This is a genomic window from Bradyrhizobium sp. GW821-FHT13H05 (genome assembly GCF_058804065.1).
This window is the reverse complement of record NZ_JBXAPO010000001.1, coordinates 189,868-201,391: the sequence shown is the minus strand read 5'-3', so window position 1 is coordinate 201,391 and position 11,524 is coordinate 189,868. Positions and strand designations below refer to the sequence as shown.

Annotated in this window: 10 protein-coding genes and 1 pseudogene; 6 read left to right on the top strand and 5 right to left on the bottom strand. The window is 56.3% G+C overall.

Annotated features, from left to right (window positions below; translation table 11 throughout):
• Window positions 1–6: 6 nt before the first annotated feature.
• From AC1RR3_RS00915 to AC1RR3_RS00905, 3 genes are read right to left on the bottom strand one after another with little or no spacing between them, the layout of a single operon-like run.
• On the bottom strand, window positions 7–306 hold the full coding sequence (locus tag AC1RR3_RS00915) for a succinate dehydrogenase, cytochrome b556 subunit (protein ID WP_492818421.1): 300 nt from the start codon (window positions 304–306) through the stop codon (window positions 7–9).
• 41 nt (window positions 307–347) lie between these two features.
• The gene (locus AC1RR3_RS00910) at window positions 348–680 is read right to left on the bottom strand and encodes a succinate dehydrogenase (protein ID WP_492818419.1); all 333 of its coding nucleotides are present in this window, start codon (window positions 678–680) and stop codon (window positions 348–350) included.
• Window positions 677–1,405, bottom strand: a complete 729-nt coding sequence (locus AC1RR3_RS00905; RefSeq protein ID WP_492818417.1) for a succinate dehydrogenase/fumarate reductase iron-sulfur subunit — start codon at window positions 1,403–1,405, stop codon at window positions 677–679. Before AC1RR3_RS00905 ends, AC1RR3_RS00910 begins: the two co-directional genes overlap by 4 nt.
• A gap of 583 nt (window positions 1,406–1,988) precedes the next feature.
• Here AC1RR3_RS00905 and AC1RR3_RS00900 point away from each other — a divergent pair.
• The 3 genes from AC1RR3_RS00900 (at window position 1,989) to AC1RR3_RS00890 (ending at window position 6,698) form a co-directional block, all read left to right on the top strand.
• Complete coding sequence (locus AC1RR3_RS00900) at window positions 1,989–4,040, top strand: methyl-accepting chemotaxis protein (protein WP_492818415.1); 2,052 nt, start codon at window positions 1,989–1,991, stop codon at window positions 4,038–4,040.
• 170 nt (window positions 4,041–4,210) lie between these two features.
• Window positions 4,211–5,743 carry a CoA-acylating methylmalonate-semialdehyde dehydrogenase gene (locus AC1RR3_RS00895; RefSeq protein ID WP_492818413.1) on the top strand — a complete coding sequence of 511 codons (1,533 nt, stop codon included), beginning with the start codon at window positions 4,211–4,213 and terminating at the stop codon, window positions 5,741–5,743.
• A 34-nt stretch (window positions 5,744–5,777) separates the two neighbouring features.
• Window positions 5,778–6,698 carry an amidohydrolase family protein gene (locus tag AC1RR3_RS00890; protein WP_492818411.1) on the top strand — a complete coding sequence of 307 codons (921 nt, stop codon included), beginning with the start codon at window positions 5,778–5,780 and terminating at the stop codon, window positions 6,696–6,698.
• 204 nt (window positions 6,699–6,902) lie between these two features.
• Here AC1RR3_RS00890 and AC1RR3_RS00885 read toward each other — a convergent pair.
• Window positions 6,903–7,238 (bottom strand): annotated as a pseudogene (locus AC1RR3_RS00885) (autoinducer binding domain-containing protein); the annotation flags it as partial.
• Between the two features lie 634 nt (window positions 7,239–7,872).
• Between AC1RR3_RS00885 and AC1RR3_RS00880 the strand changes: the two are divergent.
• Complete coding sequence (locus AC1RR3_RS00880; protein ID WP_492818409.1) at window positions 7,873–9,198, top strand: MFS transporter; 1,326 nt, start codon at window positions 7,873–7,875, stop codon at window positions 9,196–9,198.
• Between the two features lie 6 nt (window positions 9,199–9,204).
• Here AC1RR3_RS00880 and AC1RR3_RS00875 read toward each other — a convergent pair whose 3' ends face one another.
• Window positions 9,205–10,254 carry a LysR family transcriptional regulator gene (locus AC1RR3_RS00875; protein ID WP_492818407.1) on the bottom strand — a complete coding sequence of 350 codons (1,050 nt, stop codon included), beginning with the start codon at window positions 10,252–10,254 and terminating at the stop codon, window positions 9,205–9,207.
• 152 nt (window positions 10,255–10,406) lie between these two features.
• Here AC1RR3_RS00875 and AC1RR3_RS00870 point away from each other — a divergent pair, with 152 nt between their 5' ends.
• Window positions 10,407–10,790, top strand: coding sequence for a nuclear transport factor 2 family protein (locus AC1RR3_RS00870; RefSeq protein ID WP_492818405.1), 384 nt, complete (start codon window positions 10,407–10,409; stop codon window positions 10,788–10,790).
• A 32-nt stretch (window positions 10,791–10,822) separates the two neighbouring features.
• Window positions 10,823–11,521, top strand: coding sequence for a dienelactone hydrolase family protein (locus AC1RR3_RS00865; protein WP_492818403.1), 699 nt, complete (start codon window positions 10,823–10,825; stop codon window positions 11,519–11,521).
• The last annotated feature ends 3 nt before the right edge of the window (window positions 11,522–11,524 follow it).

Here is an 11,524-nt window from a genome sequence, read left to right as displayed (position 1 = left end):
GTTGCCCTAGATTGCTCCGATCAGGAAGATGAACGCCGCCACGGCTGATACAATGCCCGCTGCCCACGCTGCTGCCTTCTGCCCGTCTCGCCACGGCAGATTTTCGACCAACAGCAACCGCATCCCGCCAAGCAAATGAACGATTAGCAGGAAGACAAGTCCTCCTTCTGCGAGCTTCACTGTCGGTAAGTCAGTCCACCTAATGAATCCTTCGAGTCTCCGCTCGTCGTCGAGGGCCAAACCCAGCGCGAGGAAATGCAAAGGTAAGAAAAGCGAAAGCCCTACCCCGGAAAGCCGGTGGATCATTGCGGCTATCCAAAGCACTTCGCTCTGTCGGACGAAGAGATTCATCTCATGATTACCGCAGCAACCGCGCGCAAACCGGCAAACGTCAGCAGCACGACGATAATGACGGAAAGCCAATTTGCGGACGAAACCGAACTCCTAAGCCATTCTATGATGACTGTCCTCATTCCGATCCCGGCATGGACGGATGCCGCGACGACGAATGTGCCGTAGAAAATGGCCCAAGTGACGCTTCCCCGGGTGCGGGAGAGAATATCCTCGGCCGAGAGACCCTTTCGGGTTGCGTAAAATATTACGGCCAGGTGGACGACGATCAGCGGGGCCATCAGCATTGCTGTTGCGCGTTGAGCTAGATACAGCTTGACGCCCGTCATTTCAGGTCACCCTTGATGTACGCAACCGAAGACAAAAGCTTCAGACCAGCGATTGATGCGGTGGGATTGAGACCCTGCGGGCAGTGCTGCTGGCACGATTGATGTGAATGACAGGAGTGACAGCCGCCGGCTTCCGATACCGCGCGAATCCGCTCCTTATTACCGCTGTCGCGCACATCGTTTGCGAGCGTCCAGGCGCGATTGAGCGCGGCGGGACCCAAGAAATTTTCGATCCGGCCGACAGTGTCGCATGAGGCGTAGCAAACGCCGCAGTTTATGCATTCGATTCCGGCGTCTGCGGCCATGCGCTTTGCGGTATCAGGCGGCAAGGCTTGCACTGCGTCATCGCGGGTGAGGGTGGGTGCGAAGATGCCTTTTGCCTTCTGCCATTTTTCAAAGAATGGCCTCATATCGACGACCAAGTCCTTGATGACGGGCAGGTGCGTGAGGGGAGCTAGTGTCAGCCTTCCGGACTTTGCTACCTTCGAGACGTGCGTCCTGCACGTCCAGCGAGCGCGGCCGTTCACCGTCATGGCGCAGGAGCCGCACATTCCTACACGGCAAGCGAAGCGATAGGATAGCGATGGATCGGAGTAGCGCTGTATCCATGTAACGACGTCGAGGACCGTTTGATTGTCGCGCTGCGGCACCTTGTAGGTCTGAAAGGCGGACCCCGACTGTCCACGCTTGATTTCAACTGTCAGATCTTTGTCTGAACTGTTCATTTAAGTGCATCCACGCGCAGCCGATCGCTCGCCGGAACGCTACCAGCCGAAGTGCCGCGGCCATAACGAATTGAATTGAAGATTAGCTTCTGCTTTCCGGTGTGGATCTCATGTCGCCAGTTGCCACCTGAGCGTCGTTCGAGCTCGACAAAAGATCCTTTAGTTCCTGGAAAAAGAACCGCTCGGCACCCTCTCGGTAGGTTTGACATGCGTCACCGCAGGCCGAGTTGCGGTCCGCTGCGGCGCTTACGGCTGGTCACCGCTCCCGAGATGGTCAACACGCAGAATGGGCAGGCAGAGAATCCCATTAGTTCCTTTTTACTGCATATCTTCTTCAATTATTTCAAGTTTTCCGGATGGAGAGAATCGGAATACTTATGTCCGCGTACTTGCTCGGGGCCCTTCGAAGGCGAAGCAGGGGACGAAGGCTCCTGCAGCGCAGAGCGCTTCGAATCCAACTGGCGACGGATGCTGCTGGCCGAAGCTCGGAGTTCTGGCCGGACGTCGAACCCGTTCGCATCGGCCGATGGAACTTTAACCAAAACTCAAACAGGCCCGATCCGGGCTTCAGGATCAACGACTTATGCTAATTGGAAGCCAAGTTGCCAGAAAGCCTTCCAAGCGCGGGACAAGTTTTTCGAATTTTAAGCTGCGTACCAAAATTGGGTTTGGCTTTGGTGTCGTGCTTCTCATTTCGCTGCTCAGTACAGCGGGCGCTCACTTCGGTTTCGAGCGCGTATTGGATAGCTCACTGGCCTATCGCTCGGCCGTCCTTCAATCGGATACACTGCGCGATGTTGAGACGGATCTCACTTCCTTCGCCTTGCTCGTGAGGTATTTTCTAAGGACCGGTGTCCCCGAGGACGAAGCCTCGGCGGTAGCGGCCGAGCGTCAGCTAAGAAATTCGATCAAGCACGCGTCCGAAACCATGAAGAATACCGCCCGGTTTTCAGAGGTGGACACGATCTCAAAGCAGTTTGATGAATTTGAGAAGCTATTCAGACGCGCAGCTAATCTAAAGGCAGAGAATCGGAAGATTGAAAAGGAAGAATTGTCCAAGGTCACGAGTACTTTTAAGTACAAGCTGGAAGACATCGTCGATGGAGTGACACGGGAAGGGGATGCGTCGAATATCGCCTCCACAAGGGAGTATGCAGCACAGGCTGGTAGTGTGATTGAACTGGTAACCGGCTTTTTGGCGCAGCCTTCAAACGCATCATCAAATACGGCTATCGCTCGCCTCAAGCTTCTAAAGGCCGGATTCGAGTCCCTCAAGGTGAGGGATGCGAATCTTGCCCAAAATCTCACTCAGGCCGTTGAATTGTTGGGTGATTGCACGCGCATATTTGCACGTATCAAGTCCAACGTCAGCTCTTTTGATGAAGCGGTACTCCAGATGTCGGCGGCGGCCGACAAGATCGGCGAACTTGCACGCAGCGCGAAGGAAGGCGCGGTAGCGGAGCAACGAATCGTCGCATCGACGGCGGACGATGTTCTCTCGAGGTCCGGATGGCTCGTGATGGTGCTGGGAATCGTCGGACTCACCGCCGGAGCAATTGTGAGCATTCTGCTCAGTCGCAGCATCTCGGCGCCGATCACGATGATGCGTCTTGCGCTTCAGGATCTGGCTGCCGGAAAATTCGATATCCAATTGCCCCGGTCCGGCAAAAATGACGAGATCGGAGGGATGTCAGATGCCATAGAAGGCTTTAAGCGAACGGCGATAGCTAGAGCTGAACAACAGGCCCGCGAGCAACAAGAATCGCAGATTACGAACGAGAACGAGCGCAAGAAAGCGATGCTTGGCTTTGCAGGGGAGTTCGAGCTTGCGGTAGGGGGAATCGTTTCAAATGTTTCGTCCTCGGCGAAGAATCTCGAGAATTCTGCTTCGACGCTGATGCGTGTCGCGCACGCGGCCAAGGAGCGGTCAGGACAGGCTGTCAACGCTTCCGAAAAATCCGCCGTCAACATGCAGGCCGTGGCCTCCGCGACCGAACAGTTATCGAACTCGGTTCATGAAATCAGCCGTCAGGCGCGGGAATCCGGGGACATTGCTTCACATGCAGTGAGTCAGGCGCGCGCGACCGATGAGAAGATCACCGAATTGCAGAACGCGGCCGGGCAGATCGGCGACGTCATCAAGCTGATCACAGGAATTGCGGAGCAAACGGACCTCCTGGCTCTCAACGCCACCATCGAGGCGGCACGGGCAGGCGAGGCGGGCCGAGGGTTCGCCGTCGTAGCGGCAGAGGTAAAGAACCTCGCTGGCCAGACGTCCAAGGCGACGGGTGACATAACGTCTCGAATTGGACTGATACAGAGAGCAACGCGCGACTCAGTCCTATCAATTGGCGAAATAGGCGTCACGATCGATAGCATTTCGACCATTAATTCGACCATTGCCTCGTCCGTTGACCAACAGAGTTCGGCGACAAGCGAAATATCCCGCAATGTGCAGGGGGCAGCGAACGCGATTCAGCATATTGCCAATGACATGGGTGCACTCGAGAGAGATGCGACAGAAGCTAGAACTGCCTCAGAGCAGGTGCTGAAATCGGCGGCACAACTCGCGGAGGAAAGCGGCCTGCTCCGAGAAAAGCTGGAATCGTTCCTGGCGACAATTCGGGCGGCATAAGCCCGGTGCGACTGAGCGGGACACAGCAGAGGGAGCAGAGCTATCTTGTTCACTTTAACTGTACCTCTTCTACGATTATTTCCGCTGTTGCGAGCCGATAATTCGGAATAACCCCTCTTCAGCAAGTGCAAGTCACCCACTGCACCCAGATAGTTGAGGCCGAATACCAGATGCGTTCAATCGGACATTTCATCGGCGGCAAAGAGGTCAAGGGCACGTCGGGCCGCACGGCTGACGTTTTCGAGCCGATGACCGGCGACGTCCAGGCCAAGGTGGCGCTGGCCTCCAAGGCCGAGCTTCGCGCTGCGGTGGAGAACGCCAGGGACGCGCAGGTCGAGTGGGCCAACACCAACCCGCAGCGCCGCGCCCGCGTGATGATGAAATTCCTCGAACTGGCGCAGCGCGACTACGACAAGCTCGCCGATTGCATGGCGCGTGAACACGGCAAGACCGTTCCCGACGCCAAGGGCGATATCCAGCGCGGCCTCGAAGTGGTCGAGTTCGCCTGCGGCATTCCGCATTTGATGAAGGGCGAATACACCGAAGGCGCCGGCCCCGGCATCGACATCTATTCGATGCGGCAACCGCTCGGCGTGGTCGCCGGCATCACCCCGTTCAACTTCCCGGCGATGATTCCGATGTGGAAGTTTGCGCCGGCGATCGCCTGCGGCAATGCGTTCATCCTGAAGCCGTCGGAGCGCGATCCCGGCGTGCCGATGATGCTCGCTGAGCTGATGATCGAAGCGGGCCTGCCGGCCGGCATCCTCAACGTCGTCAACGGCGACAAGGAAGCGGTCGACGCCATCCTCGACGATCCCGATATCAAGGCGGTCGGTTTCGTCGGCTCCTCGCCGATCGCGCAATATATCTACGAGCGCGCAGCCGCGACCGGCAAACGCGCGCAGTGTTTCGGAGGCGCCAAGAACCATGCCGTGATTATGCCCGACGCCGACATGGACCAGACCGTCGATGCGTTGATCGGCGCCGGCTACGGCTCGGCCGGCGAGCGCTGCATGGCGATCTCGGTCGCGGTGCCCGTCGGCAAGACCACCGCCGACCGGCTGATGGAAAAGCTGATCCCGCGCGTGGAATCTCTCAAGATCGGCACCTCGATCGATCCGTCCGCCGATTACGGCCCGCTGGTGACGAAGGAGGCGCTCAACCGCGTCAGGAACTATGTCGACATCGGCATCAAGGAAGGCGCCACGCTTGCCGTCGACGGCCGCGGCTTCAAGATGCAGGGCTACGAGAACGGCTTTTATCTCGGCGGTTCGCTGTTCGACAACGTCACCAAGGACATGCGGATCTACAAGGAAGAAATCTTTGGCCCGGTGCTCTCGGTGGTGCGCGCGCATGACTACAAGGAGGCGCTGGCGCTGCCGTCCGAGCATGATTACGGCAACGGCGTTGCCATCTTCACCCGCGACGGCGACGCCGCGCGCGACTTCGCGGCCAAGGTCAATGTCGGCATGGTCGGCATCAACGTGCCGATCCCGGTGCCGATCGCCTATTACACCTTCGGCGGCTGGAAGAAGTCCGGCTTCGGCGATCTCAACCAGCACGGCCCGGATTCGGTCCGCTTCTACACCAAGACCAAGACCAAGACCAAGACCAAGACCAAGACCAAGACCAAGACCATCACCTCGCGCTGGCCGTCCGGCGTCAAGGAAGGCGCGGAGTTCTCGATCCCGACGATGAATTGAAAACGAAGCATTGGATATCTGAAGTGACCTTAAAATGCCAGTAATCGATTTCCGCATTCGTCCTCCCTTCAAGGGATTTCTCCGAACATCCATGTATGCAGGAGACGAACGACGCGATCGAATCACGCGATCCATTGGTCTTGTCCCGTCGGCGGCGGCCCAGCAGAAATCCGTCCCGCTGCTTCTTGCCGAGATGGACGAGGCGGGCGTTGACGTCGGAGTCGTCGTCGGCCGTAACTCGGGTGCGCTTGGCTTTGTCTCTAATGACGAGGTGAAGGAATTTTGTGACGCGTTTCCGGGTCGATTCATTGGAATAGCTTCGATTGATCCATCAAACCGTAGAAATGCAATTGCGGAAATGAACGCTACGCGGGCCTTAGGATTCAAAGCATTCAATCTGGAGCCTGGTGGCTCAGTCCCGCCTATGCATACAGATGACCGGCGGCTCTATCCGATCTATGCGCATTGCGAGGACTTGGGGGTGCCGTTGGTCTTGATGACTGGCGGTAACGCTGGTCCTGACTTGAGCTTTACTTCGCCGGAGCGCCTGGATCGCGTTCTCGCGGACTTCCCCGATCTGCGTATCGTTTCGGCCCATGGGAACTGGCCATGGGTGCACCAAATTCTCCACGTCGCACTTCGTCGACCCAACCTATTTCTTTCTCCCGACTACCTCCTGTCAAACATGCCGGGCATGGTCGACTATGCGACCGCTGCGGATACTTGGCTGACCGATAGGTTGATCTACGCGAGCGCGTTTCCTTTCGCTCCGGTGAAGCAATACCTTGCATGGTTTCGTACGCTACCTCTGAGACCGGCCAGCCTTGAGCGTATTTTGTACCTTAACGCGGCGGAGCTGCTTGGGATGCCCGCGATCGCGGGTAAGACGGCTTTTGCGCGGACGTCGGTAGCTACGGATGAGCGTCCCTCTCCCTCCTCCCGAGGGATCTACTGACTGGCCCGGGCGAGAAAGCCCGGGCCGTCCTTTTTGGCGGTGGCGCTCACGATGCAGTTTCCAGGAACAACGGAGTTCGATGCCCATTGAAGGCCTGATGAGCAGAGGATCAATCTTGCGCAATAGCCATAATGGTCGCGGCAGGCTTGTCGGAGCATTGCGCGGAGTTGCGATCGTCGGAAACTCCGCCACCTTCGCTGCAGCAACTGGGCCATGCCCATCGTGAATTGGGACAGTAAACCCTAGGCGGATTCCGAATTCTGAAGCCTCGTTCAGAAACAGTTGCTGCGCCAAGGCGATATGGGTCGACGAAAGATCCGAACCCCAGCTGAATGGTTCGGGGTTCTGTAAAGCTCGCATGATGATTGGATCTACGTGTTCATAGCGGTTCCGCAGATAATGCGCGACCCAATGAGTTGGATATGTCGAGATTATGAGCGGTTCTTTGCTAAGTCGGTGCGGCAACGCGAGGTATTCAAAGCAAGATAAATCGAAGCTCGCTTGCGTTGGTCGCCATCGTTTCAGCGAACGCAACAGCATCTCCAGCGGTTGAAAGTAGATCAATGAATTTCTGAAATATGTGGTGCATCGTTCCTCGCGCAAAAAGGGATGCGTTCCTTGCCAGTGTCACGCGATCCCGGATCCCGCCGCATCTCGCGTGGCGCTATTCAAATATTCCTGCTGTGCATGTTAGCCGGTGTAGGGACGGCAGTCGGTGCCGCGGCTGCCAAAAGGCGGCGATGCTCAGCAGAGATTCGGGACGCAGATAGAAGGTTGGAGTCCGCCGCGGCGGCTGCGCTCGTGCGAACTTGACTTTCCCGGCGCGCAAGCTGAGGGATCTTTGACTTGATCTTATTAGCAATGCCGAGTCAGAGAATCGAGTTCTGTTGGGTGTCGAGTTCGCGCCCAAACCACTTGATTCTTGGATCGAGCCGCTTCGATCGTAGTACGTTAAGCGCGCTGCACCACACGTCCTGCTGGATGAACGCAGGTCTCCGTTTTCACTCCGTGGAATAGGTATAGTCCGCGGATTAAGTACATCAGATCGACGTTCACAGCTATCATTCGGCGTTATACGTCAAATAGTGCAGATCGATTTTGAATCACGAGTCTTCTGTCGCAATGTCGTCGTAATCGGCATTCCGCGGCCTATCGCAAATCTGAGGAGTTTTAGATGACTGATATTATTGCGGCCGAAGTCAATCGCCCGACGCGTGACGACGCCGCGAAAATTCGTAATGAGCGTTCCAAGATTATTTTCGCAAGTGGTATCGGGACGGCGGTTGAGTTCTTTGATTTTGGGATCTACGGCTACTTAGCGAAGCCGATCGCCGACCGCTTCTTTCCAAGTTCGAGCCCGCTCGCCAGCTTGCTTGCTGCTTTCGCGGTATTCGCTATTGCGTTTTTTGCACGTCCTGCTGGCGGGATTCTCTTCGGCCACATTGGGGACCGCGCTGGTCGTAAGACCGCTATGGTGTGGTCGATAGCTTTGATGGCCGGAAGCACTTTTGCGATCGGAGTGCTGCCCGACTATCTCTCAATTGGCGTTCTCGCTCCGGCGCTTCTGGTGCTCCTAAGGCTACTTCAGGGGCTGGCCGCTGGGGGAGAGATAGGTGGTGCTGCAACGATGCTCGCAGAGTTCAGTGACGACAAGAACCGGGGCTTGTTTACCAGTGCGGCGCCCGTAGGTGGGATAGTCGGCTTGCTGCTCGCGTCGATTATTATTCTGACTATGAATGCCTTCTTTCTGCCGCCGGCAATGTCGGAGTGGGCGTGGCGCATACCGTTCATTGTAGCGCTGCCTACTGGTTTGATCGGATTCTACATTAGAACGCGGTTGCACGATACGCCGGTATTCGAATCTAAAGTGGCTCAGGTCAAGCCGAAGAAAATTCCGTTGGTAGAGGTGCTGTCAGAAAATCGTGGCACGGTGTTGAAATCAGTCGGCGTCGCCGCCATGGCGTTTGCGGTATATTATCTGGTTTTCGTTTATGTAGCGACTTACCTGCAAACCCAAGGAGCGTTCACACGGACGGAGGCAACCTATTCCACAATCGCCGCGCTGTGCACTGCGGCGGTGACGATACCACTTTTTGGATGGCTGTCGGACCGAATCGGGAGGAGGGCCGTCATAGGTATTTCCGCTTTGTGCTTCTTGCTGCTCACCATTCCACTGTTTGGATTCATGAGCGGGGCTAGCTTCAAATTAGCAATTGCAGCACACGTGCTGTTGAGTCTGTTTGTCGCGATTACAAGCGGTCCTCTGTGGACCACTCTCGCGGAAATGTATCCAGCCAGGATCCGCTATAGCGGAGTCGGCATCGCGTACAACGTCACCGTCGCGCTAACGGGAGGCACCGCCCCCTACATCGCAACGTGGTTGGTTGGAGAGACCGGCAATCCAATCTCTCCATCTTACTATATTATGGCGATGGCGGCTGTCACGCTGATAGCGGTTACGTCCTTGTCCGAAACCGCTCGAAAGCCTTTGCTTCAATAGGCGATTTCATCCCGGATGCAACTGGGACTTGAAGTCTTTCGACTTTGATGCCACCGAGTCCGCAATTGCTGCGAGCCGATCACGTAGCCACATATGAGCAGGATTTGCGTGATTCCGCGCGTGCCAAGCGAGCAGTAGCGTAAATTCCTGGGCTTCCATGGGTGGTTCGATGATATCGAGGCGATCGGAAAATTGCCGAGCAAACATTGAAGGAAGCACGCAGACATAGTCTGTTTGAGTCAGTATCAACGGCACGGCACTGTAGGTCTGTACCGACACGGCAACGTTGCGAGAACAGCCTCTTCGATTTAACTGTTCATCGATGAATCCTTCGAATGAACCTCCGGTGTTCGAGACGAGGACATGTCTTAGTTTACAATAAGAATCCAGGCTGAATGCCCCTGTGCCGCGAGGATGTCCCTTGCGTTGAACGACGACATAGCGGTCCTGAAACAACGGCTTCGCTTTCATCGACTCCGGCACAAGTCGTGCTGTGCCGATGAGCACATCGACTTCGCCGTTCTCCAATTGGTTCGCAATGAGTTCTTGTCTTGGATTGCGGAACGAGACCCGGACGCCTGGTCCGGCGCCCTGAGCCAATTCGGCAATGAGATTGAGACCAAGCATCACGAGGGCATTGTCGCTGGTCGCAACGGAAAACGTACGCTGTGCTGTCAGAGGATCAAAAGATGGGCGTTCATTGAGTATGGTTTCCATCTCTTTCAGAGCAAGAAAGAGCGGGGCCTTCAGCTCCAGCGCGCGCGTTGTGAGCGTCATTCCTCGCCCGCCTTCGGCGGGCAATAAAAGGGGATCTCCAAAGAGCTCACGTAGTCGTGCCAATTGCGCTGATACCGCCGGTTGGCTGATATTGAGCCTCGCGGCGGCGCGAGTGACATTCGCTTCCTCTAGTAGCGCATTCAGGGACACCAGAAGCGTAAGATCAGAACCGCGAATATTCAGCATGCTATGGGTTGTCGCTTCCGCTGGTTGAACGGTGGATTGTTGGCGCCCCTGCCTCTGAGCAACCAGACGGTGAACCCGGTCCTTTTCGCTCATCTCTGCTTGGCGAGCGCGACATGTACATTCCGCCATGGATTTCAGGAATCGGTATCAACACAGATTATGCGTCGCATAGTGACAACTGATTTCCATCGGGGTCCGCCTGTCGCTACACAGAATTATCAAGTCAAATCTAGCATAAAGAGATCATGACGCACATTGAAAAGCTGGCTCTCGCAAAGAGCTTTCATGCTTCGTTGGCGGGGCGCGACTGGGCCACCCTTCGATCGCTTCTTGATGATCGTGCCGAATGGAAGGTGCCGGGGGACAGTCTCGTATCCGGGCATGTTGTCGGCGCTGAGGCGATCATTACGCGGCTCCAGGAGATCGGGGCGTACGGAGTAAAATTTACCCTCGAGCATATCCTGATCAGCGCCGAAAATGTTGCGCTTGCGTTGCACAATACTGCTCGCAGGGACGCGTTGAGTTTGGATGTTCATCTGGCCACAGTCTGCTTCGTCCGGGAGCACAAAATCGCTTCTATCGAGACCTTCACGTCCGATGTCGAGCAGGTAAATGCATTCTTTGCTTGAGCGAAGCCGACCATAGTCTAGCGAGGTCAGAGATGTCCGAGAGTTCGCGGTGGATTAGTGTTGAGACTGAAGACGGCAATATGGAGGGCTACCTTGCCTTGCCCCCGGCGGGTGTTGGTCCGGGAATTGTGCTGCTCCAGGAAATATTCGGTGTGAACCGGCACATCAGAGCCATCGCAGATCAATATGCGTCGGCGGGCTTCGTGGTCTTGGCGCCCGATATTTTCTGGCGGTCGCAACGGCGACTTGATCTTGGATACTCCGCCGCGGAGTTGGAGGAGGGGCTTTCCTTTTGGCGCGTCGCGGACGTTGGCAGGGCCGTCAGTGACGTTGGTGCAGCGGCCAGAGCGCTGCGGGATATGCGCGAGACGACAGGTAAGTTGGCAGCAGTTGGCTATTGCTTTGGAGGTCGGCTCGCGTATCTGGCGTCAGCCGAGGGGCATCTTGATGCCGCAGTGTCGTACTACGGCGGGGGAATTCAGAATCAGCTGGACGTCGCGACAAATATTCATGTGCCTATTCTGTTTCATTACGCTGATCACGACGAGCAGATTCCGATGACCTCTGTCGATGAGGTCAAGAAAAGCTTCGGCGGACGCGCTCTGGCCAAGTTCTTTATCTACCCCGAGACGCACCATGGCTTCAATTGTTGGGAGCGGGAAACCTTTCAGCAAAAGGCTTCCGCGCTCGCTCTTGGGCGGACGCTCGTCTTTCTCGCAGCAGAAGTCTGAGTG

Coding starts and splice junctions, on each gene's coding strand:
- AC1RR3_RS00915 (WP_492818421.1), bottom strand. CDS start 306: ATGATCCACCGGCTTTCCGGGGTAGGGCTTTCGCTTTTCTTACCTTTG.
- AC1RR3_RS00910 (WP_492818419.1), bottom strand. CDS start 680: ATGACGGGCGTCAAGCTGTATCTAGCTCAACGCGCAACAGCAATGCTG.
- AC1RR3_RS00905 (WP_492818417.1), bottom strand. CDS start 1,405: ATGAACAGTTCAGACAAAGATCTGACAGTTGAAATCAAGCGTGGACAG.
- AC1RR3_RS00900 (WP_492818415.1), top strand. CDS start 1,989: ATGCTAATTGGAAGCCAAGTTGCCAGAAAGCCTTCCAAGCGCGGGACA.
- AC1RR3_RS00895 (WP_492818413.1), top strand. CDS start 4,211: ATGCGTTCAATCGGACATTTCATCGGCGGCAAAGAGGTCAAGGGCACG.
- AC1RR3_RS00890 (WP_492818411.1), top strand. CDS start 5,778: ATGCCAGTAATCGATTTCCGCATTCGTCCTCCCTTCAAGGGATTTCTC.
- AC1RR3_RS00880 (WP_492818409.1), top strand. CDS start 7,873: ATGACTGATATTATTGCGGCCGAAGTCAATCGCCCGACGCGTGACGAC.
- AC1RR3_RS00875 (WP_492818407.1), bottom strand. CDS start 10,254: ATGAGCGAAAAGGACCGGGTTCACCGTCTGGTTGCTCAGAGGCAGGGG.
- AC1RR3_RS00870 (WP_492818405.1), top strand. CDS start 10,407: ATGACGCACATTGAAAAGCTGGCTCTCGCAAAGAGCTTTCATGCTTCG.
- AC1RR3_RS00865 (WP_492818403.1), top strand. CDS start 10,823: ATGTCCGAGAGTTCGCGGTGGATTAGTGTTGAGACTGAAGACGGCAAT.